Annotated in this window: 19 protein-coding genes and 1 tRNA gene; 16 read left to right on the forward strand and 4 right to left on the reverse strand. The window is 50.7% G+C overall.

The features are described 5' to 3' along the window. Positions 1-2,098, reverse strand: a 2,098-nt coding sequence (locus HK25_RS12455; protein WP_143296027.1) for an AsmA family protein, incomplete at its 3' end; no start/stop codon positions are given. Positions 2,099-2,518: 420 nt separating this feature from the next. Between HK25_RS12455 and HK25_RS12460 the strand changes: the two genes are divergently transcribed. The 9 genes from HK25_RS12460 (at position 2,519) to HK25_RS12500 (ending at position 10,506) form a co-directional block, all read left to right on the forward strand. Next, complete coding sequence (locus HK25_RS12460) at positions 2,519-3,817, forward strand: DUF445 domain-containing protein (RefSeq protein ID WP_086636411.1); 1,299 nt, start codon at positions 2,519-2,521, stop codon at positions 3,815-3,817. Between the two features lie 113 nt (positions 3,818-3,930). After that, positions 3,931-4,419 (forward strand): SUF system Fe-S cluster assembly regulator, encoded by a 489-nt coding sequence (locus HK25_RS12465; protein ID WP_086554992.1) that lies wholly within the window; start codon positions 3,931-3,933, stop codon positions 4,417-4,419. After that, positions 4,407-5,897: a Fe-S cluster assembly protein SufB gene (sufB, locus tag HK25_RS12470; RefSeq protein ID WP_086554993.1), complete on the forward strand. Its 1,491-nt coding sequence runs from the start codon at positions 4,407-4,409 to the stop codon at positions 5,895-5,897. The genes HK25_RS12465 and sufB overlap by 13 nt, the downstream gene beginning before the upstream one ends. A 12-nt stretch (positions 5,898-5,909) precedes the next feature. Next, a complete protein-coding gene (sufC, locus tag HK25_RS12475; RefSeq protein ID WP_086554994.1) occupies positions 5,910-6,680 on the forward strand; it encodes a Fe-S cluster assembly ATPase SufC in 771 nt (256 codons plus the stop codon). A gap of 5 nt (positions 6,681-6,685) precedes the next feature. Continuing rightward, positions 6,686-7,960 (forward strand): Fe-S cluster assembly protein SufD, encoded by a 1,275-nt coding sequence (gene sufD, locus HK25_RS12480; RefSeq protein WP_086636412.1) that lies wholly within the window; start codon positions 6,686-6,688, stop codon positions 7,958-7,960. Then, positions 7,961-9,211, forward strand: a complete 1,251-nt coding sequence (locus tag HK25_RS12485) for an aminotransferase class V-fold PLP-dependent enzyme (protein WP_086636408.1) — start codon at positions 7,961-7,963, stop codon at positions 9,209-9,211. Next, entirely contained in the window at positions 9,208-9,663 is a 456-nt protein-coding gene (sufU, locus tag HK25_RS12490; protein WP_086554996.1) for a Fe-S cluster assembly sulfur transfer protein SufU, read from the forward strand. Before HK25_RS12485 ends, sufU begins: the two co-directional genes overlap by 4 nt. Next, the gene (locus HK25_RS12495; RefSeq protein ID WP_086554997.1) at positions 9,650-10,117 is read left to right on the forward strand and encodes an SUF system Fe-S cluster assembly protein; all 468 of its coding nucleotides are present in this window, start codon (positions 9,650-9,652) and stop codon (positions 10,115-10,117) included. Before sufU ends, HK25_RS12495 begins: the two co-directional genes overlap by 14 nt. Before the next feature lie 14 nt (positions 10,118-10,131). Beyond that, on the forward strand, positions 10,132-10,506 hold the full coding sequence (locus HK25_RS12500) for an iron-sulfur cluster assembly accessory protein (protein ID WP_086554998.1): 375 nt from the start codon (positions 10,132-10,134) through the stop codon (positions 10,504-10,506). Here the strand turns inward: HK25_RS12500 and rlmD are convergent. The 3 genes from rlmD to HK25_RS12515 all read right to left on the reverse strand — a co-directional run bounded on the left by rlmD (position 10,460) and on the right by HK25_RS12515 (position 14,399). Continuing rightward, positions 10,460-11,782, reverse strand: coding sequence for a 23S rRNA (uracil(1939)-C(5))-methyltransferase RlmD (gene rlmD, locus HK25_RS12505; protein ID WP_369824750.1), 1,323 nt, complete (start codon positions 11,780-11,782; stop codon positions 10,460-10,462). The genes HK25_RS12500 and rlmD overlap by 47 nt on opposite strands. A gap of 2 nt (positions 11,783-11,784) precedes the next feature. Next, a complete protein-coding gene (locus HK25_RS12510; protein ID WP_369824751.1) occupies positions 11,785-13,425 on the reverse strand; it encodes a DEAD/DEAH box helicase in 1,641 nt (546 codons plus the stop codon). Between the two features lie 518 nt (positions 13,426-13,943). Then, positions 13,944-14,399: a hypothetical protein gene (locus HK25_RS12515; protein WP_086555050.1), complete on the reverse strand. Its 456-nt coding sequence runs from the start codon at positions 14,397-14,399 to the stop codon at positions 13,944-13,946. Between the two features lie 222 nt (positions 14,400-14,621). Between HK25_RS12515 and HK25_RS12520 the strand changes: the two genes are divergently transcribed. From HK25_RS12520 to HK25_RS12550, 7 genes are all read left to right on the forward strand, one after another. After that, entirely contained in the window at positions 14,622-16,019 is a 1,398-nt protein-coding gene (locus tag HK25_RS12520; RefSeq protein WP_086636414.1) for an NAD(P)H-hydrate dehydratase, read from the forward strand. Between the two features lie 76 nt (positions 16,020-16,095). Continuing rightward, positions 16,096-16,180 (forward strand) — tRNA-Leu (locus HK25_RS12525). Between the two features lie 89 nt (positions 16,181-16,269). After that, a complete protein-coding gene (gene tig / locus HK25_RS12530; protein ID WP_086636410.1) occupies positions 16,270-17,601 on the forward strand; it encodes a trigger factor in 1,332 nt (443 codons plus the stop codon). Positions 17,602-17,769: 168 nt separating this feature from the next. Further along, positions 17,770-18,435, forward strand: a complete 666-nt coding sequence (locus HK25_RS12535; protein WP_173559301.1) for an ATP-dependent Clp protease proteolytic subunit — start codon at positions 17,770-17,772, stop codon at positions 18,433-18,435. A gap of 120 nt (positions 18,436-18,555) precedes the next feature. Then, a complete protein-coding gene (clpX, locus tag HK25_RS12540; protein WP_086555001.1) occupies positions 18,556-19,821 on the forward strand; it encodes an ATP-dependent Clp protease ATP-binding subunit ClpX in 1,266 nt (421 codons plus the stop codon). Positions 19,822-19,995: 174 nt separating this feature from the next. Then, positions 19,996-22,488: an endopeptidase La gene (lon, locus tag HK25_RS12545; protein ID WP_086555053.1), complete on the forward strand. Its 2,493-nt coding sequence runs from the start codon at positions 19,996-19,998 to the stop codon at positions 22,486-22,488. Positions 22,489-22,632: 144 nt separating this feature from the next. Beyond that, on the forward strand, positions 22,633-22,917 hold the full coding sequence (locus HK25_RS12550; RefSeq protein ID WP_086555002.1) for an HU family DNA-binding protein: 285 nt from the start codon (positions 22,633-22,635) through the stop codon (positions 22,915-22,917). The last annotated feature ends 139 nt before the right edge of the window (positions 22,918-23,056 follow it).

The raw sequence follows: 23,056 nt of genomic DNA on the forward strand, positions 1-23,056 counted from the left end.
GTTTTATACGCCATGCTGCCCGTACTTCTGCTGGTGTCATAGTGTTCGACTTTGCCGGTGGTCTGCGTCGGGCAGGCTGGTGGTTTGTAATGCCATTTTTATTCAGAGTGCTGGTGGAACGAGATAGATTTCCGGTGGTAATGCCAGAGCTTGGTGCTGCGTTGACTTCCTTTACCGCTGTGGCGCAGAGGGATTTATTGCCGACACCGAGCTGGATTGTCGGAAGAAGTGCCAGAGGCGGGAACACGACACCCAGGCCGGCGGCGATGGCTGCACGCCCAATAATTTCTGCACCAGGTAAAATGGTGGGGTCTTTTATCGGGCCATAAATATGAAAAGCTCCGGGGAGGGAGGCGATTGTGAAGCCACGTGAGCGTGTCGTCAGGTAATAGTTGAGTGTATTATTACGAAAATCTATCGTACCTGTGCCCGTGGTGCGGGCCTCACCTGTTTCAAGCAGTAAAGCCTTTGTTGAAGCGATACCATTTTTAAGAGGCATATCCGTTATGAAGCAGTGTATTTCAGTATGCGAGGGGATGCCGATAGCTGTCATGACAGCGTTGGCAAGCTGCAGGCCGAGCAGATTTGGTAAAAAAGCGGTAATATTGCCGCCCTGATCGAGAATGAGTGTCAATCCTCCATTACCTGCGGCCATCAGGCTGGCAACAGAGTTCCCTCTTGCGGTGAGTGTCATGTGCCCACCGATAATTCCTTTTGCTTTTGACTTCACCGTGGCCTGCATAATATGACCCAGGTCAATGCGTGAAAAATCAACGCGGGCACTCGTGTCAAAGAGTTTTCCTGCGGGTTTCAGGCTCGCTGTGCTGGCTATGGTGCCGCTTCCTACACCAAAATTTAGCTTTTTGAGTGTAATAGCTCCGTTTGTGACAGAAAAATCGACATCAATATTATCGAGCGGAAGGTTTTTGTTCTCAATATGTGTGCCGTGATACGTCAGATGTGCATTAACAGCATTGAGCTTAGGAATATTGATAGGTGTTACAGGTAAAATAGCATCGCTTCTGGTGTCGCTTTTTTTCTGTTGAGCGGTTTTGTCGGGAGAGGCGCCGATAAAACCTCCGAGGTCACTCAGGTTGACCTGTTTTGAAAAAAGTTCAGCCTCAACAAATACTGGTTTTGTATGTGGGTTGAGCTGAATTGTGCCGCCGATATCACTGGTTCCAAGTTGCCCTGAGAAGTTTTTGAAAACAATTTTGTCGCGGTTATAATCAAGGTTGCCAGTGATGGCGTAAGCCGGAGTGTGTGGAATGGGCACGCCGGTAAGGGGGTAAAGCAAGGCCATATCCGGCCCGGCAAAATGGAGTTTAAGCTGCGCGCCGGAGAAAGTCATGGGCTGGTCAATCTGCCCGGCCAGAGAGGCTGTTGTTTCACCGTTCTGTATTTTCAGATCGACAGGATACGGGTTATTTTTACTCATGACAGAGAGTAGCGCTCCGCCCGTAAAGGTTGCTGTGACAGGCTGTTTCGCATAGCGGCCACTGGCATTGATATGCAGAATACCTCTGCTGTTCTGAGTGGTCGGATCAGCCTGAATTGTCGCTGTGATATCAGCCTGAAGGGGGGCGTAGACGACATGCAGGCGTGTTGCAGTAACTGAGAGTTTGTCGATCTGAGGAAGAGTGAATGAGCCTGAGCTTTTTTGCTGAGCAGGTTTTCCATCTTCAGTGAATGTAAAATTATTTAAATCATTTTTGAGAGCAATCAGATCGGCATCGGCACCGTTGAGCATAACGGCTGGCAGATGAATTTTTCTGTCTTTGATAAAATCGATGACACTGAATGAAACCGTGATCTCCTGTGCAGTCGCAAAGGGACGTTTTTCGCCACTGAAAGTCGCGGGCTGTGTGATTTTTAAACCCTCAACGCGTACGGTTGTTACAAACCCAGGGGAAATATGCAGGTGTTCAATTGTTGTTTTGCGGTGCAGCAGCGCCGTAAGGCGCGTATTGATCAGGGGGATGAACCAGTCCCACGACCAGAACAGAATAAGTATACAAAACAAAACAAAAAAACCGCCGAAGGCTGATATAATCGGGTGTTTTTTTAAAAAATGAGAAGCAGATATTTTTGTGGTCATGACAGTTCTTAACATGCTCTCGTAACAGGGTAAAAGCCTGGATTTGCAAGGCGTTATTATAAGAAACCAAGGAATGACAGGGTATAAACACCTTCTTTCCAGATAATTTTTTATGGTTTTTAAGTGAAGAAAGTGTCAAAATTTTAATGAACTATATAAAATATCTCTGATAGATGGGTTAAGGAAATGCTTTTACCTCGCTGATTCTGCGGTTTCAGAGAATATCGTTGTGCTTGCTATACTGGCTGAGGCATATTTTGCGAGGTGATATCAGCGATGGCTGCATTTATGCTCCTGCTGGTTTGTCTCCCTGGTGCTGTGAGATATACATGAGCATGCTACGAGCCCTGGTAGCGTTCTCTCTCTCTGGCATGTGTTGTACTCCTGGGCGGTTTGTCTGAGGGTGCTGTCGGTAAAATTATGACGTCTTATCCTGATACTGAAGCAGATTTAGAAGCGCGCAGAACGCTCAGGCGCTACCAGTGGACGGCGACAGCTCTGCTTGTCTTTATGGTGCTTTTAACTGTGGCAGGGTATGCGGCACCGGCCGCAGGCTGGGTTAAGGAGGCCTTCTGGCTGGAGGTTCTGCGCTCTGGTGCGCGGGCTGGTGTTGTCGGCGGGCTGGCAGACTGGTTTGCTGTTGTTGCATTGTTTCGTCATCCGCTGGGGGTGCCTGTACCGCATACGGCGATCATTCCTGCGCAAAAAGAGCGTCTGGGTCGTGCTCTGGGGCGTTTCGTTTCTCGTCAGGTTTTGACGGAAGAGGAGGTTAAGCGGGTTTTTGACCGGCTGGATATTCCCTCAATCCTTTCAGGAACGCTTGATGATCCGGCAACCCGGAAAATGGCGGTACGTATTTTTTCTTCATCTGTGCGTCAGACATTTGACCGCCTTGAAGATGGCCGTGCTTCAGAGGCTATAAGCCGTATTTTACCAAGTCTGGTGGGTAGCAGTAATCTGACGCCGGTCGTGGCCAGAGCGCTCAGGTCAATGGTTGATAATGACCGCCATCAGGAAGTGCTTTCATATTTGCTGGAGCAGGTCAAAGAGGGGTTGCAGGCGCGTGAGAGTGCGTTGCGTACAATGATTGAGGATCGTGTGCGTGAGCAGGGCGGGCGCTTCCTGGGCTGGGCTATTGGTGGTTCTATAGCAACCAAAGTTTTGTTCGCGGTCAGTAAGGAGCTTGATCGCGTTGACCCTCAGAATTCAGGCCTGCGAGAAGGATTTACATCATGGGCCCGTGCGCAGATTGACCGGATTGAGCATGATCCTGAAAGAAGTCAGGAAATGTCACGTGCGATCACGGGTATTTTGTCGCATGAGAGTGTTGTCGTCTGGTGGTCGGATATCTGGGGGCGGTTTCGTCGTATGGCAGAAGCCGACGCAGAAAACCCCGACGGGCGTATAGCGTCAATGTTGCAGGATGCGCTGGGGCGCTTTGCCGGGCAGCTGAAAGATGATCAGGCCTTGCGGCAGGAAATTGTTGATAAACTTCATGCTGTTCTGATCAGAGCGCTGCCGTCTGTCAGAGAGCAGATTGAAGAGTTTATTGCTCAGGTCGTTGCCGGCTGGGATGGCGTGCAGGTCGCTGAAAAGCTTGAGCTGCGTGTCGGTAAAGACCTCCAGTTTATCAGGTTTAATGGCACGCTCGTCGGTTTTGGTGCGGGTGCGCTTCTTTTTATTGTTCTTAGATTATTGTTTGGCCTGAATGCTCAGTAAAAAGTGTGTCTTTCAGGTTAAAAACAATGTGCTTTTGGGTTGACCTTTCTGGTGTCTGACGTCATGTGTTTGAAACAGGACTCAAAAGGTCTTTTATCAGGTGGCAGAATATAATGCTAAAAATATCCCGTCTGGCTGACTACGCTGTTGTGATCCTCGTTACTCTCGGGGGGCAGGAGGGTGTAGTGACTTCGCCTTTTCTTGCAACACAGACCGGTGTTCCGGAGCCGACAGTGGCCAAGGTGCTTAAAATGCTGGCTTCAGGCGGGTTGGTTACTTCTCAGCGAGGGGCCAGAGGAGGGTATCGTCTCTCTCGTCCATTGTCTGAAATTTCGGTAGCCAGCGTTATTATGACAGTTGATGGACCTATAGCGCTAACAGCATGTGTCGACGGAGGAGAGTGTGATGCCGGGGTCTCCTGTCGGATGTGTGGAAGCTGGGATGCAATGAACAGTGCGATACGTGACGCTCTGGAGAAGATTTCTCTGGATGTGATGCAAAACAGTCGATCGAAAGAATTCGTTATATCTGCATTTTCAGGCAATGAGATGCCGACAAAAACGATGAGGCAATGTGGGGGATCTGAACAATGCCGGCAGTGACAGAGACTCGCGAGGCAGTAGAAAAGCTTGGCCTTTCGTCCTACAAATGGGGTTTCGAAACCGACATTGATATGGATGTCGCGCCAAAAGGTCTGAACGAGGATATTGTTCGCCTGATTTCAGCGCGAAAAGAAGAGCCGGAATGGATGCTTGAGTGGCGTCTGGCTGCTTTTCGTTCATGGTTACAGATGAAAGAGCCTGAGTGGGCTAAGGTCTCACATCCTCCGATTGACTATCAGGATGCGCATTACTACGCTGCGCCAAAAAAGAAGCCAGGCCCGAAATCTCTTGAGGAGGTCGATCCGGAGCTGCTCAGAACATATGAGAAGCTGGGTATCCCTCTGCATGAGCAGGCTATGCTGGCAGGCGTTGAAGTGCCTGAGGGTGAACAGGCCCGCATGCCGGTTGCCGTCGATGCCGTGTTTGACAGTGTCTCGGTTGTTACGACGTTTCGTAAAACGCTTGAGGAGGCAGGAGTTATTTTCTGCCCTATTTCTGAAGCGATTAAAGAACATCCAGAGCTGGTTAAAAAATATCTTGGTACCGTGGTGCCGGTTGGTGATAATTTCTTTTCAGCGCTGAATTCTGCTGTGTTTACAGATGGTTCTTTCGTGTATGTGCCCGAAGGGGTGCGGTGCCCGATGGAGCTTTCAACCTACTTCCGTATTAACAGTCGTAATACCGGGCAGTTTGAACGCACGCTGATCATTGTTGAAGACAGAGCTTCCGTTTCGTATCTTGAAGGGTGCACAGCCCCGATGCGTGATGAGAACCAGCTTCACGCCGCTGTTGTTGAACTGGTCGCGATGGAAGATGCCTCGATTAAATATTCAACGGTGCAGAACTGGTATCCGGGTGATGAGAACGGACGTGGTGGTATTTATAATTTTGTGACCAAGCGTGGTGCCTGCCGCGGAGCACGGTCTAAAATTTCGTGGACGCAGGTAGAAACAGGCTCAGCAATTACCTGGAAATATCCTTCCTGTATTCTCCAGGGCGAAGGCTCTGTCGGCGAGTTCTACTCAGTCGCGGTTACCAATAATCATCAGCAGGCTGATACCGGCACGAAGATGATCCATATTGGTAAGAATACCCGTTCGACAATTATTGCGAAAACTATCAGCGCAGGTAACTCAGACAGTACCTATCGCGGTCTTGTCAGGGTGCAGCCAAAAGCATCGGGCGCGCGCAACTTTACACAGTGTGACAGCCTTCTTATCGGTGACCAGTGTGGTGCACATACTGTGCCTTATATTGAATGCCGCAATGCACAGGCGCGTATTGAGCATGAAGCAACAACCTCTAAAATTTCTGAGGATCAGCTGTTTTACTGCCGTCAGCGCGGGCTTTCAGAAGAAGATTCTGTCGGGCTTATCGTTAACGGGTTTTGTCGCGATGTGCTGAAAGAGCTGCCTATGGAATTTGCAGTTGAAGCACAGAAATTATTACAGATCAGTCTTGAAGGCAGCGTAGGGTAAGAGGGGCACGATATGAGCCAGTTTTTGGATATTTCCGGCCTGAATGCCCGGATTGATGCAGACGGTCAGGAAAAAGAAATTCTGCGTGGTGTGGACCTTGTTATCCCCCCGGGTGAAGTTCATGCCATTATGGGGCCAAATGGTTCCGGCAAATCAACCCTGTCCTATGTGCTCGCCGGGCGTGAAGATTATGAAGTAACCTCAGGGAGTGTCAGCTTCCAGGGAAAAGATCTTCTTGAAATGGAGCCCGAAGAGCGCGCTGCTGCCGGGCTGTTTCTGGCATTCCAGTCTCCTGTTGAGTTGCCAGGGGTGAATAATGCAAACTTTCTGCGTACAGCAGTAAATGCCGTGCGCCGTGCGCGTGGGCAGGAAGAGCTTGATGCGGTTAATTTTCTCAAAACCGTCCGTGCCGCAGCTAAAGAGCTGGGTATGTCTCCGGATATGCTTAAGCGTAATGTCAATGTTGGCTTCTCTGGTGGTGAGAAAAAACGTAATGAAGTGTTGCAAATGACCCTTTTGCAGCCGTCATTCGCTATTCTTGATGAGACAGACAGTGGTCTTGATGTTGATGCACTGCGTATTGTGGCTGAGGGTGTGAAGCGCCTGCGCTCTCCTCAGTTCTCAGCACTGGTTATTACCCATCATCAGCGCCTGCTTGAATATATTGTGCCTGATCGTATTCACGTTATGGCAAAAGGGCGCATCATCCATTCCGGTGGTCCTGAGCTGGCACAGCAGATTGACCGTGAAGGTTATACCAAATTTCTGGCGGAGGCAGCGTGAGTGATATGTCTGCACCATTAGCGGTAACGCTTGAGCCGTTTCGCAAACAGCTCGAGGGTGTTTCCGGTCAGCAGCAGAAAACCGCGCTTGAGGCTTTGCATCACACGGGTCTGCCTGACCGCAGAGTAGAAGACTGGAAATACACAAGCCTGCGTTTTCTTGCCGGCACCGTGTTTCATAAGCCGGGTAAAAATTACGACAGTGCAAAGGCCCGTGCAGCACTTGCCGCTCTTGGGCTGGCAGAGGGTGCCGTAGCTGAGCTGCCTCGCCTGGTTTTTGTCAATGGTCATTTTGTGGCTGATCTGTCCGTGACTAAAGGGCTTTTTGCATGCTCCTTCTACACGGCAGATAAAGCTGAACCCGGTTCTCTTGTTCGCTCTGACCGTGAGCCACTGGCGGCTCTGAATACAGTTCTGGCTGAGAACGGTGTTGTGATTTCTGTGCCCGAAGGCATTGATGCCGGTCAGGTTCTGCTGGTTTCTCTGGGGCAGGCAGATTCTGATGCGGTGTCATATCACCCTCGTCACAGTGTACATGTTGCAAAGGGCGGAAAATTATCTTTGCTGTCAGTGCAGGCGGGTGAGGGGCATTATCTGCATAACCCGGTAACAGAGGTGTTTGTCGCCGCTGAGGCTGAGCTGCATCACGTCACGCTTCAGGCTGAAAGCGATGCTGCGGCTAATTTATCAACGCTTTATGCCCAGATTGAAGAGCGCGGTAATTATGACAGCTTTGTCGTAGGGATTGGTGCGGCTCTGTCCCGTCATGAAGTGCATGCGTGTCTCGCTGAATCTTTTGCCCAGGTCCATATCAATGGCGTGCAGAGACTGGCTCAGACACAGCATGGCGACATTACGAGTGTTATTACCCATGCTGCACCTGACTGTATCTCGCGGCAGACAGTTCGTAATGTGCTTGATGACCGTGCACGTGGTGTTTTTCAGGGTAAGGTTCTGGTTGAACAGATTGCTCAGAAAACAGATGGTTATCAGATGAATCAGGCGCTGCTCCTTTCCGGGCAGGCAGAGATTGATGCTAAACCACAGCTCGAAATTTATGCTGATGACGTCAAATGTAGCCACGGTGCGACCGTAGGTGCGCTTGATGATGACCAGCTGTTTTACATGCGCAGTCGTGGGGTGCCTGAGGGTGAGGCGCGTCAGATTCTGATTGATGCTTTTCTTGAAGAGGTTCTTGAACTGATCGGGGATGAAACAGCACGTGAGGTTTGCAAAACCGTTATAGCGCGCCGTTTTCCCGTCAGTGAAGAGGGGGCGTAAATGTCAGCTGATCAGGTTATAAAAACGCACGCTGCGTTCAATAGTCAGCATATTCGCGAGCAGTTTCCGATCCTGAAGGAGACTGTTCACGGGCGCCCGCTGGTCTTTCTTGACAGTGGTGCCTCAGCGCAGAAGCCAGCCAGTGTGATTGACAGCATGGTGCACACCATGCGTACGCAATATGCTAACGTGCATCGTGGTCTGCACTGGATGAGCGAGCGGGCAACAGAAGCCTGTGAAGCGGTCAGAGACCAGGTGGCTGCTTTTCTCAATGCGCCATCACGTGATGAGATTATTTTTACTAAGAACAGCACCGAAGCTATTAACCTCGTAGCATATTCCTTTGGTGCTTTGCTTAAACCGGGTCAGGCTGTTGTGATCTCTGAAATGGAGCATCATGCAAACCTGGTGCCCTGGCAGCTGTTACGTGACAGAGCCGGTATTGAGCTGCGGGTTGCTCCGATTACAGATGATGGAGACCTTAATCTGACTGCTCTGCAGGCTTTGCTGGCAGATGGAAAAGTTGCTCTTGTTGCCATAACGCATATGTCGAATGTGCTGGGCACTGTGACACCTGCAAAGCAGATTGCAGACATTGCACATGCTGCCGGTGCACAGGTGCTGTTTGACGGCAGTCAGTTTGCGGTGCACCGCAAAACAGATGTGCAGGATATCGGGGCTGATTTTTATGTCTTTACCGGCCATAAACTTTATGGCCCCACCGGTATTGGTGTGCTGTGGGGACGCTCAGAGCTGCTGAATGCTATGCCGCCTTTTATGGGTGGTGGCGATATGATTTCAACCGTTTCGTTCGAACGTTCAGAGTGGGCTTCTCTGCCTTATAAGTTTGAAGCCGGTACACCTGCTATTGTTGAAATTGTCGGGCTTGGTGCCGCTATCTCGTGGGTTGAAGCTATCGGTATGGAGGCAATTACTGCCCATGAAGCACAGCTGACAGGCTATGCTCTGAAGCGTCTTGCTGATGTGCCAGGCCTGCGCGTGATCGGGAAGCCCAAAGATCGTGGCGGGGTTATTTCTTTTGTGATGGATGATGTTCATCCTCATGATATGGCGACCCTGCTTGACCGTAACGGTATCGCGATCAGGGCCGGGCATCATTGTGCAGAACCGCTGATCAGGCGTCTGGGGCTTACAGCTACGGCACGTGCCAGCTTTGGTGTTTATACCACCGAAGAAGACATAGATGCACTGGCAGATACTCTCATTAAAATACGGGATTTCTTCGTGTGACACACACCGGAGATGTCGCGGCCCTTTATGATGAGCTGATAGTCGGGCGATCACGCCAGCCACAGTTTAATGGTCACCTGGAAAACCCGCAGGCTACAGGTGAAGGGCGTAATCCTCTCTGTGGTGATAAGACACGGGTGGAAATTGGTGTTGAAGAGTACCATATCAGTGCTGTAAGGCATGTGACCAGAGGATGTGCAATTTGTCTGGCTGCGGCTGATCTGATGGCCGAGCGTGTCACAGGTTTAAAAAAAGCCGAGGCGCTGACTGTTGCTCAAAAATTTTCTGCCATGCTGGTTGGGGACGAGTCTCACTCTTCATCTGGTACGGAAGAAACGGAACTTGGTATTTTAACTATTTTTTCCCCTTTGCAGTCACATCGGGCGCGTATCCGGTGTGCTGAGTTACCATGGGTTGCTTTAAAGGAGGCGCTTTCTCATGTCGATATCTGAAAAAGTGCAGGAGTCAGTGCCTGAGGCTGCCGATGAGGCTGTGACTGGCCAGGCAGTGCAGCATACGCCTGACAGTGAAGAGCGTGCGAAAGTAGAGAGCTGGTCTCCTGAAGGAGATGATGAGGCATCTCATGCCTCTGCCTCTGCCGCACAGGTTGATGAAGATGCGGTTATCAGTGCGATCGCAACGGTTCATGACCCGGAAATTCCGGTTAATATTTATGAGCTGGGTCTTATCTATGCCATTGATCTTTATGATGATGGTAAGGTGAAAATTGAAATGACCCTGACGGCACCTAACTGCCCCAGCGCGCAGGAGCTGCCGCTGCAGGTCAAAGAAGCAGTTGAAAAAGTGCCGGGTGTCGGTGCTGCAACTGTTGATATTGTGTGGGATCCACCCTGGGATATGTCGCGTATGAGCGATGAAGCCCGCCTTGCTTTGAATATGTTTTGACAGAGAGGATGATAATGTCTGCATCACTATCGGCAGCTGGCTCATCACCTAAAAGAGAATTGCCACCTCTTATGCGACTGAGCGAGAGCGCAGCCCGTCAGCTGGAACATTTGTATAATACAGCGCATAGCGGGCAGGTTTTACGTATTTCAGTTACCACACGTGGTTGCTCAGGACAGGCTTACGACATGCAGTTTGTCGAGGGGCCGACCGAAGGCGATGAAGTTGTTAAAGATAAAGGTTTGACTCTGCTGGTTGACCGGAAAGCCGTTCTGTTCCTGATCGGAACAGAAATGGACTTTCGTCAGTCAGACCTGGAGGAGGGGTTTGTGTTTAACAACCCTAACGAGAAAGGCCGCTGCGGCTGCGGCGAGAGCTTCCATGTGTAAAGCTGCAAACCACCTCTGTTTCAGCTGACCACAAAAACTGGTCAATAACTTCAAGGCTGTTCAGGCGATAGCCAGCATCATGCAGGGCTTTTGCGTCTTTCGCCAGGGCAGCCGGGTTGCAGCTGACATAAATAATGTGTTGCGGTTTGCCGGTTGTCAGTTGCCGCATTTGCAGGCCTGCTCCGCTGTGTGGCGGGTCAAGCACAACAACATTAGCGGCTTTCAGTACAGTGCCCATAACAGGCTGCCGGTTGAGGTCGCGACATTCAACGTTAAGCCGTGTGCCACCTGAGACAGCCTTCAGGCAGGCTGCCGCTGGTGCATATCCTTCATAAGCAAAGACCTGATGATGCGCTGCCAGTGGCAGGCTTAGCGTGCCGCAGCCGGCATAGAGTTCGATAATTTTATCCCGTTTGCCGATTTTTTTGGGCAGGGCACTAAGTACAGCATCCTGAATCCAGGTTTCACTGGGGGCAGTGGCCTGTAAAAATGCTCCTGGGGGCAGAGCAACCGTTACACCGGCCATCGTATGGTATACCGGACCAGATTGTGCAACGGTCTCATAGGCTTCTGTGCCGCGCTGATACCAGCTGATACGTGGAGCGGAAATAGTGGCCGAGAGACTGGCAAGGCGTGTCCTGTCACCACTGCTGAGTGGACCATCCGTTGTCAGCAGAATATCCAGACCGGATTCGAGCAGGTTAAGCTGTATTTCACCAGCCTGGCGCAGTCCTTCCAGGCTTTGCAGCGTCTGACGAACAGAAGGCAGCGCAGCCATCAGGGTCGGGTGCATAATAGTGCAGCTTGTCAGGTCAATAACCTGATCGCTATTGCGCGCATGAAGGCCAACGAGAACATTTTTGCCATTGCGGCGTATTGCCAGGTCTGCCCGGCGCCGTGAATGGGCCGGCACCTGGCGCTGTGCTGGTACAGGAGTATCAGAAAACCCTGCTTTTTTTAGTGCATAAACAACGCGCTGTGTTTTCCATTCAAGAATGGCAGGCAGGCTCATATGCTGAAGGGTGCAGCCACCACAGGACTGAAACAGAGGGCAGGGTGGCTCAACTCGGTCTGACGCAGGGGTGATGACAGAAGCAAGCTGGTATTTCTGCCCCGATATGGGCTGAGCTTCAACTTTTTCGCCGGGCAGAGCGCCAGTAACGTAAAGAGGTTGTCCATCAGGCAGGGCCGCAATCCCATCTCCCTGGGCTCCCAGGGAGTGGATCATGACTTCTACGCTTTTACCGCCGGGTGAGGGCGTATGTTCTGAAGTCACAGTCAGAGTGTCTCTGACGCGGTATTGTCTTCAGAAAATCCCGGTTCAGCGGTTGTGGCAAGCTCAGAGAGAATAGTCGTGCGACGAGGCAGCATCATAAAGGCTGGCACATTCTGACCAAAGCCCGGGACATCATTGCCCTGTGTGGAGGATTGAATCTCCTCGCGCTGGCGGTCGCGTTCCCGATAAGATTTTTTCGGGTTGTATTTCGTTGCGTTCCTGCCTGCGTTGTCCTGCTCAGCTGGCTGTGCAGGGGCATTGCGGGGCGCTGCCTCTTTATTCTGCCGGTCTTTATTGCCCTGAGAATTGCGGCGTGACTGATCCTGCCGGTTCCCACGAGGGGGACGTTTTTCTTCCGACCATTCGAGCGTCTCAATTCCCTCCGGTTTCAGGAGTGGAATGGGCTTTTCAGTCAGCTTTTCAATCGCATCAACCAGAGCTTTGTCATAAGGCGAGGCTATGCTGTAGGCATGACCTGTACGTCCGGCACGGCCGGTACGTCCGATTCGGTGCACATAATCTTCGGCCTGGAATGGAAGGTCGAAGTTAAAGACGTGCGATAAACCGCCAATATCAATGCCTCGTGCAGCGACATCAGAGCAGACGAGAATTTTCAGCTCGTTATTCTTGAATTTTTCAAGAGTGGTAAATCTGGCACTCTGGTGCATATCACCATGCAGGCATCCAACTGAAAAACCATGCTTGGAGAGCGAGCGCATCAGAATATCAACATCGCGCTTACGATTGCAGAATACAATCGCATTTTGCAGCTCAGGGTCCCTGAGCATCTGGCGCAGCGTTTCGCGTTTGCTGAACTCATCAACAATTACCAGGCCTGTTTCGATCGTCGTAGCGACGGAAGAAGGGCGGGCAACAGTAATCTCTTTGGGTGAATGCAGGAAAGCATCAGCCAGCTTGCGAATGGCGGGAGCCATTGTCGCAGAGAAGAAGAGAGTCTGTCTGTTAGGAGGGAGCAGAGCGACAATTTTCTCAATATCGGGAATAAAGCCCATATCGAGCATTCTGTCGGCTTCATCAATCACCAGAATGCGTGTCTGATTCATGAGCAGCCCGCCTCTGTCGAAGAGGTCGAGCAGACGGCCAGGGGTTGCGATCAGAACGTCAACACCGCGGTTAAGGACCTCTTTCTGGTCAGCCATGCTCTCACCGCCGATGAGGAGTGCATGTGTCAGTTTGAGGTGCTTGCCGTAATTTACAAAATTTTCTGCGACCTGCAGTGCCAGTTCACGCGTTGGCTCAAGAATGAGCGAGCGTGGCATGCGGGCACGGGCACGCGAATCAGAGAGGATTTCAAGCATAGGCAAAGTGAAGGAGGCTGTTTTGCCTGTGCCCGTCTGGGCTACGCCAAGAACATCCTTCGCCATCAGTACAGCAGGAATAGCCTGCTCCTGAATCTGGGTTGGATGAGTATAACCCATCTCCGCAATGGCTTTTAAAATAGGCTCAGACAGACCAAGATCTCTGAAAAGAGTTTTCTTTTCTTCCGGTGCCGTTGCAGCTTCAGCTTCAGGAACAGCCGTCTCAGCTACGGCGGCAGGAAGTTCAGGGGCAGGAGCGGGCTCAGGCACAGTTTCTTCTGCAACGACCTCTTCTGCGATGACGACCGGTGCAGACTGCTCAATAGCAGACTGCTCAGCTTTTTCAGCTTTAGCCGTTTTTTTGCGAACTGGTGTTTTGCGTGGTTTTGCAGGTGCTTTTTTACGTGCTGGCTTTTTTTCTTCCGCCGTTTCTTCCGCCGCAGATTCCACAACAGCTTCAGCCGCAGGTGCCGCAGCTTTTGGCTTTGTGACACGACGCTTGCGTGCAGGCTTGCTGGCCGGCTCGGTGGTGACTGCGCTGTCATCAGTGGGAGTAACCTCAGGCGTCTCTGTTCCGGTCTCAGCCAGAGTCACAGGGGCGTCTGTATCCGCTTTTTTGCGGGTACGGGTTACAGTCTTGCGGGTCCGGGCGGGTTTTTGGGCTGTCAATATGCTCTCGGGTTTAAGTCAGTCGTGATTAATCGCACACTAACCGGCTCAAAACTTTACTGTTTGCACTATTTAAGACCAGGGCAAGAGTGAAGAGTTTAAAGCCGGTCGCACGGTGTTCCGATAAAGCGATTTGCACTGAGAATCAAGTTTTCCTGTGCGTTACGATTCGATTAAAGGAAAGGGTGTCCCATTGATGCCACGACAACAGTCAGCAGGCCGAGTGCCACAATGAGCATGATTTGCTTGCGTACAGCATCAAATGTGGCTGGTTGCGGGCGAATGGCGCGGCGTAATTTCTGGTAAGGGCCGCTGAGTATTCTGATGAAAAGAATCGCCATGATCAGGCCGATTGCCTGCATGACGTTAGTTGTCCAGGGGGCGTGTGCAAAACCTCCTTCGTGAATAATCATGAGCCAGCCGGTAATGAGCACAGTCGGCACAATATGTTTCAGCATTTTAAAGAAACGCTGAAGTGTCTGAAGATGCACAGAGCTGCGTTGTGTGTTGTCGAGCAGGCTCAGGCTGGGGCGCAGAACAACTACGGCATAAAAGCCTCCTCCGATCCACACGCAGATACTGATAATGTGCAGAGCGAGGATGAGGCTCCACAAAACAGGGTAAGACATAGAGACTCCGCAGATGCAGGAAACCGCTGAGGGTTTCGTCGTTTTAACCAGTAAGGCCACGTCATTAAGCTGACAGGCAGCCCGTACAGACCTATAATTATGATACTGATTGCCAAGCCAGGCGCTCAGGTGCAAGTGAGTATTCTGTAGTCTGGCGGGATAGAGGAGGCAGTGTTGCCCATATCACGACGTTCGGCTCTCGCTCTTTTTACACCGGCTGAAATGGCACAGGCTGATCGCCTGGCCCAGGATCTGAAACCGGTTTCTGCCCTGATTGATGCCGCCGGGCGTGCGGTTGCCAGAGCAGTGCGGCGGCATTTCAGGCCGTGCCGTGTGCTGGTTGTGTGTGGGCCGGGCAATAACGGTGCTGATGGCTATGCTGCAGCGCGATATCTCTTCAATGCAGGCTGGCCTGTTGCTGTGGCCTCCTGCCCGGATGGCGGGGGCAGGGCAGAGGCATTGGAGTCTGCCAGGCTTTTTAAAGGGGCCCGGGTGCCATTTACGCCAGCTGAAGCTGAGCGGGCCGATCTGGTGATCGATGCAGTTTTTGGTGCAGGTCTGAAGCGTGATCTGGCGAACGATGTATCAGACCTTTTACAGGCAGCGCGTCGCATTGTTGCGATTGATGTGCCTTCGGGGGTTGATGGTGCGACCGGTGCATTGTGTGGAGTTGTATCGCCCGCAGAAATGACTGTCACTTTCGTGCGTTTTAAGCCGGGGCATCTGCTTTATCCGGCTCGTAGCCTTATGGGTAAACTGGTGCTGGCAGATATTGGAATGCCTGATGTTGTGCACGAGCAGGTGGTGCCACGTACCTGGTGTAATGAGCCAGGCTTATGGCAGTTGCCGTTACCGTCCCCTGAGGATCACAAATACAGCCGGGGCGTTGTCAGTATCTGTGCCGGGCATGTCATGCCCGGGGCCGCGCGCCTGTGTGCCGGTGGTGCGAGAGCCGTCGGGGCAGGGCTTGTGCGGGTGGCCGCAGGGAGTGATGCTTCGGCTTATCGCATGGGGATGCCTGGGCTTGTGGTAGATGAAGAGCCGCTTGGTGACCTGATGGCTGATTCGCGACGCAGGGTGTGGGTGTGCGGGCCGGGACTGACTGAGGCTGAGGCCTTGCAGGCTTTGCCAGTTTTATTGCGCGCAAAGAAAACCATACTGGCTGATGCCGGGCTTCTGTCAGCCTGTGCCGGTAATCCGGAAAAATTACGTGGTGTTGCTGTTATGACGCCACATAGCGGAGAGTTTACCAGATTATTTGGAGCGCCGGAGGCGGACCTGCCAGAACAGGTACGCCGGGCCGCACGTCTGACATGCGCGGTTGTGGTGCTTAAAGGCGCGTCAACGCTGATAGCTGCGCCTGACGGGCGTCTTGCGATTAATAACCACGCGAGTCCTGCGCTGGCAACGGCGGGCTCAGGGGATACTCTTTCCGGGGTTATTGCTGCTTTGCTGGCAGCGGGGATGTCAGCCTGGGAGGCCGCCTGTGCAGGTGTCTGGCTGCATGGTGAGGCAGGCCTGGAGGCTGGATCATGGCCGCTTGCGGAGGATCTGGATCGTTTTCTGGGGAGTGCGCGTGAAAAAGCAACGCGGCTGCAGATGCTCAGTTCTTTCGATTAATTGCAATCACTCTCTTGCAGAGTGCTTCGCTCTGCGCTAAGTCCACGCAACTTATGACGGAGCAGTTTAAAGCTGTGCGGGCGTGGTGGAATTGGCAGACACGCCAGATTTAGGTTCTGGTGACGCAAGTCGTGGGGGTTCAAGTCCCTCCGCCCGTACCAACATTATTGTTGGTAGCTCCGTCTGATCCGCAGCAGCCTTTCGGCACGATGCGGGATTTTTTATTTGTACCGAAAGGAAGGCCTGGCCAATGCAGGTTACTGAGACTCTTTCCGAAGGGTTGAAACGTGGTTTCACCGTTACGATCCCTGCAGCAGATATCGCAGCAAAACAGGATGCGCGCCTTAAAGAAGTAGCAGGAAATCTGAAGCTTCCCGGTTTCCGTCCAGGGAAAGTGCCTCTCACTCTTGCAAAGCAGCGCTATGGCGAAGCTGTTCGCAGCGAAGTTCTGGAGCAGGTTGTTTCAGATACGCTGAAAACAGTTTTTGAAGAGCGTGGTCTGCGCCCGAGCGGTCAGCCTAAAGTTGATCTGGTTTCAGGCCAGGAAGCAGGGCAGGACGTATCATTCACTGTTGAAGCTGAAATTCTGCCGGAAATAGCAGATCCTGACCTGTCAGGTGTTGAGCTTACCCGCCTTAAAGCAGCTGTCAGCGATAAAGCTGTTGACGATGTTCTGAATGATATTGCTAAAAATCAGCGCAGCTTCGAGGTGATTGAAGAAGATCGTCCGGCTGAAACCGGTGATGTCGTGACTGTTGACTTCGAAGGTAAGGACAATGGTGTTCCTTTCGAAGGTGGTACAGCTCAGGATGTTAATGTTGAAATTGGTGGCCAGGGCTTTATCCCTGGTTTTGCTGAGCAGATTGCCGGTATAAAAGCTGGTGAAGAGAAAGTGATCACGGTTACTTTCCCGGCTGATTACGGTGCAGCTGAGCTGGCTGGCAAAGAAGTCACGTTCGACATCAAAGCTAAAGCTCTGAAAAAACCTGTTGCTGCAGCTCTTGACGATGAGCTGGCAAAGAAAGTTGGCCTTGGTAGCCTTGAAGAGCTGCGCAGCATGGTGCGTCAGCAGCTTGAAGGCGAATATGACCGCGTGTCACGTCTGCGCATTAAACGTGATCTGCTTGATGTTCTGGCCGAAAAAGCTGACTTCTCAGCGCCGGAAAGCATGATTGATGCAGAATTTGAGCAGATCTGGCAGCGCGTTGAAGCTGATAAAAAAGCTGGTCAGCTTGATGACGAAGACAAAGAAAAAGACGAAGACACCCTGCGTGCTGATTACCGTAAGATCGCAGAGCGTCGTGTGAAGCTGGGTCTGTGGCTGGCTGAAATTGGTCGCAGAAACACGATCAGCATCACTCAGGAAGAAATGAACCGTGCGCTGCAGGCAGAAATGGCCCGCTACCCCGGTCAGGAACAGCAGGTTCTGCAGTTCTTCCAGAGTAACCCACAGGCGATTGAAACGATCCGTGGGCCGATTTTCGAAAATAAAGTTATCGATTATCTGCTGGAGCTGGCTAAGGTGGAAGACAAAGAAGTCTCTCCTGAAGAGCTGGCGGAAAACCCGGAAGCCAGCATTTAATGCCTTCCAGTCCCGTCAGAAAATTCTGACGGGACATTTTTTTGTGCCTCTTTTTCCGTTCCGGGGTAGCATATTGCTGCATTTTCTCTATCTTTAGTCTGGAGTGCCTGAGCTGCTCCTTCCTGCACTATGTGTGAGGGATAAGGCTTGAGCAGGTTTTTTACGGGAATGATTGATATGAGGGATACTAATCCCGTTGAGATTTTTAGTAATGCTCTAGTACCCATGGTGGTTGAGCAGACATCTCGGGGTGAACGGGCTTTCGATATTTATTCCCGTCTGCTTCAGGAGCGGATTATCTTTCTGACAGGCCCTGTTTACGATCAGGTTGCGTCTGTTATTTCTGCTCAGCTTCTCTATCTTGAGAGTGTAAACCCGACAAAAGAGATTTCTTTTTACATCAACAGTCCGGGTGGCGTTGTGTCGGCTGGTCTTGCGATTTATGACACGATGCAATATATCCGCAGCCCTGTCAGCACAGTGTGTATTGGTCAGGCAGCCTCTATGGGGTCTCTGCTCCTGGCTGGTGGCGAGAAAGGTCGTCGCTTTATTCTGCCTAATGCACGCGTCATGGTGCACCAGCCATCAGGTGGTGCGCAGGGGCAGGCCAGTGATATTGAAATTCAGGCAAAAGAGATTCTGATTATTCGTCAGCGTCTGAACGAAATTTATCGCGAGCATACCGGGCAGTCTCTCGAGGATATTGAGAATAAACTTGAGCGTGACAGCTATATGTCTGCAGAGGAAGCGCGTAGCTTTGGTATAGTTGATAAAGTTATCAGCCATCATAAAGCAACGGAACAGACAGCGGGGAAGGATAAAAATCATCCTTAACCTGGTTTATAAAGTTATTTTCAGCACTGCAGGGGCAGTCTCTGCTTCGCGCGGTGCTGATAAGATGAACAAGGCGACCTGCGGTTTTCTGGGGTCCTGGATGATCGAGGGAGTGCACTCATGAACGCGAAAACAGGCGATTCCAAGAATACATTGTACTGCTCATTCTGCGGCAAGTCGCAGCATGAGGTCAGAAAATTAATTGCAGGTCCAACCGTTTTTATCTGTGATGAATGTGTCGAGCTTTGCATGGATATTATCCGTGAAGAGCATAAGACATCTCAGGTCAGCTCACGTGAGGGTGTTCCTACCCCCAAAGAGATCTGTAAAATTCTGGACGATTATGTCATTGGTCAGTTCCAGGCAAAAAAAGTTCTCTCAGTAGCGGTACATAATCATTACAAACGTCTGACCCAGGTTGCTAAAAGCGGCGAAGTTGAGATTGCAAAATCTAACATTCTGCTGATCGGCCCGACAGGTTCAGGTAAGACGCTTCTTGCTCAGACACTTGCCCGCATTCTTGATGTGCCCTTCACAATGGCAGATGCGACGACTCTGACCGAGGCCGGATATGTTGGTGAAGATGTTGAGAACATTATTCTCAAACTTCTTCAGGCAGCCGATTATAATGTTGAGCGTGCTCAGCGCGGTATCGTCTATATTGACGAAATTGATAAAATTTCCCGGAAATCAGATAACCCGTCTATCACACGCGATGTGAGTGGTGAGGGTGTTCAGCAGGCTCTGCTGAAGCTGATGGAAGGCACAGTTGCTTCTGTTCCCCCTCAGGGTGGGCGTAAGCATCCGCAGCAGGAATTCCTTCAGGTTGATACGACCAACATGCTCTTTATCTGTGGCGGTGCGTTCGCCGGACTGGATAAAATTATCTCAGCACGAGGTAAGGGTGTTGGTATGGGTTTCGGAGCAGATGTTACCTCTGTTGACGAGCGTAAAACCGGCGAAATTTTGCAGGATGTAGAGCCTGAAGATCTGATGAAGTTTGGTCTTATTCCTGAATTTATTGGTCGTTTGCCTGTGCTGGCAACGCTTGGTGATCTCGATGAGGCAGCTCTTATCAGTATCCTGACTGCGCCTAAAAACGCGCTTGTGAAGCAGTATCAGCGTCTGTTCCAGATGGAAAATGTTGATCTGGTTTTCACGGATGATGCTCTGAAAGTCATTGCAGACCGGGCCATTAAACGTCAGACAGGCGCCAGAGGGCTGCGCTCTATTATGGAGAGCATTCTGATGTCGACGATGTTTGATCTTCCTGGGATGTCAGATATTCAGGAAGTTGTTGTGAACCATGATGTTGCTGATGAGAAGACCCCACCGGTTTATGTTTATGGTAAAAAAGACGACGTTTCTGCAGAACAGTCAGCCTGAAGCGATATTTTTAGAAAAAAAATCCCGGTCTGACCTTTAAATCCATTGTTAAGTGCGGTGTTTGCTACAATATGTAGCAAACACAAGAAGGGGGCTTTATGGCCCTCGCAGACCACAGGGGTATGCCGCCAGGCGGGTGCCAGGTCTGGATCGTCCTTGAAGGAGGTCATGGTTATGGCAGAAGAAAAAAAAACGACTGTAAAACGCAAGAAAAAAGCGCCGGCTGAAAATAAAGAACTTACAACGGTTGCTGTTGAAGTGGGTTCTGTTTCTGAAGCTCAGGGTGCGAATCGTATCGCTGTTCTGCCTTTACGTGACATTGTCGTTTTCCCTCATATGATAGTGCCTTTATTTGTAGGGCGGGAAAAATCGGTTAAAGCGCTTGAGTCTGTTACACGTGAAGATCGTCAGATCCTTCTTGTGGCACAAAAGGATGCAGCACTTGATGATCCGGGCGCTGATGATATTTATCGCTTTGGTACGGTTTCCACTATTCTGCAGCTTCTCAAGCTGCCTGACGGCACAGTTAAAGTCCTGGTAGAGGGTGTACGCCGTGCCAGAATAGAACATCTGCACGAAGTTGAAGGCCATTTTGAAGCAGATATTCAGGATGTTGCCGGCAGTCAGGATGTGAGTTCAGAAGCTGAGGCGCTGGGACGTACAATTGTTTCTCAGTTTGAAGAATATATTAAACTGAACAAGAAAGTTGCCTCTGAGGTTCTGGTTTCCCTGGGGCAGATTACAGATTTATCTCGTCTTGTTGATACAGTTGCCAGCCACCTTAACCTTAAGATTTTTGAAAAGCAGGAAATTCTTGAGACGCCGTCTGTTGTTGAGCAGATGGAAAAAGTACTTGCTCATATTGAAGCTGAAATTGGTGTTCTCCAGGTTGAGAAGAAAATTCGCAACCGTGTTAAACGCCAGATGGAGAAAACACAGCGCGAGTATTATCTGAATGAGCAGCTTAAAGCCATTCAGAAGGAGCTCGGTGAAGGCGAGGACGGCAAAGACGAGCTGACTGAGATTGAAGAACGCATAGCAAAAACCCGGCTTTCGAAAGAGGCCCGTGATAAAGCTATTGCTGAGCTTAAAAAATTCCGTGGCATGAGTGCCATGTCAGCAGAGTCGACTGTTGTCAGAAATTATCTTGACTGGCTTTTAGGTATCCCCTGGAAAAAACGTAGTAAAATACGTCATGACCTGGGTGAAGCGGAAAAAGTCCTTAGCGATGGTCATTATGCCCTCGATAAAGTGAAAGAGCGTATTCTTGAGTATCTGGCAGTGCAGAGTCGCTCTCAGAAATTAAAGGGTCCGATTCTTTGTCTTGTTGGCCCCCCGGGTGTTGGTAAAACAACTCTTGCCCGGTCGATTGCGAAAGCCACAGGCCGTCAGTACGTCCGGATGTCTCTTGGCGGGGTGAGGGATGAAGCAGAGATACGCGGTCATCGTCGTACCTATATAGGCTCAATGCCGGGTAAAATTATCCAGGGTATGAAGAAAGCTAAAGTCTCTAATCCGCTCTTTCTGCTGGATGAAATTGACAAGCTTGGCGCTGACTGGCGTGGTGACCCGGCCTCTGCTTTGCTTGAGGTGCTTGATCCTGAACAGAATAGCTCATTTGCCGATCATTACCTTGAAGTTGAGTATGACCTGTCTGACGTAATGTTTGTGACGACAGCGAACAGCCTTAACATGCCGCAGCCGTTGCTGGACCGTATGGAGATCATTCGTCTGTCAGGTTACACTGAGGATGAAAAGCTTGAAATATGCCGCCGTCATCTTCTGGCAAAGCAGGCTGAGGCTCATAACCTTAAAACTGAAGAGTGGTCAGTTACCGACGGGGCTTTGCGTGACCTGATTCGTTATTATACGCGTGAGGCAGGTGTCAGAAATCTTGAGCGTGAGATTGCGAATCTTGCGCGTAAAGTCGTCAAGGAAATCGTGACTGGTAAAGTTACGAAGATGGACATCACCGAAGAGAATCTGGAAAAACTCGCAGGTGTTAAACGCTTCCGCTACGGCGAGACCGAAGACGAAGATATGGTCGGTATGGTAACCGGGCTGGCATGGACTGAAGTCGGTGGTGAGATACTTACTATTGAAAGTGTTATGACCCCAGGTAAGGGCGGTGTTGTTGAAACGGGTAAACTCGGTGATGTTATGAAGGAGAGTGTATCTGCGGCATTTTCTTTCGTCAAAAGCCGTGCTCCGGCCTATGGTATTCTGCCAACACTCTTTGAAAAGCGTAATTTCCACGTCCATGTGCCTGAAGGCGCAACGCCAAAAGATGGGCCATCTGCCGGTATTGCGATGGTGACATCCTTTGTCAGTGTCATGACAGGTATTCCTGTGCGTCGTGATGTGGCTATGACGGGCGAAATTACCCTGCGTGGTCGTGTTCTTGCTATTGGCGGGCTTAAAGAGAAGCTTCTCGCCGCGGTCAGATCCGGGATCAGACTTGTCTTTATTCCTAAAGACAATGAAAAAGATCTCGTGGAAATACCATCTTCTATCAAGGATGCGCTAAAGATTGTTCCTGTCGCACATGTTGATGAAGTTCTGGCTCTGGCATTGACACATAAGCTTAAGCCGATTGAATGGGAAGATGTTGCAGAGTCTGTTCTGGAGTCAAAACAAAATGCGGCTGCGGTTACTTTGCCGCATTGAGAGGAAAATGCCAGATAAATCCAAAAGTTTTTATTTGGTGAGTTGACGTAAAGAAAAACAGCGGCATAGTGCGACCGGGAGACGACGTGGTAACGGGTATTAAGTATCACGTCGGCAACTTAATTTTTTGGAGAAAGGCGTAAAATGGATAAGCCGCTCAATAAGCAAGAACTCGTTGCAGCAGTAGCTGACGAAGTCGCTCTGCCAAAGGCTAAAGCTGGAGAAGTGGTTGACGCCGTGTTCGGTGCTATCGAGAAAGCTCTTTCTCGCAAACAGGAAGTGCGTCTGGTTGGCTTCGGTACGTTTGTAACAGCAAACCGTAAAGCTGCTAAAGGGCGTAATCCTCGCACAGGTGAGGAAATTGACATTCCGGCTTCTACTTCTGTCCGTTTCAAACCGGGCAAAGCACTTAAAGACGCCGTAAGCTAATTTTTTAAAAAATAGCTTTTAACGGGTGGTAATTCCTAAAAAAGGGGTTGCCACCCGTTTTTGTTTGTGAGATACGAGCGGCGGGCGATTAGCTCAGCGGTAGAGCGTCTCGTTTACACCGAGATGGCCGGGGGTTCGA

The organism is Acetobacter sp. DsW_059, from assembly GCF_002153695.1.
GTDB lineage: Bacteria > Pseudomonadota > Alphaproteobacteria > Acetobacterales > Acetobacteraceae > Acetobacter > Acetobacter thailandicus.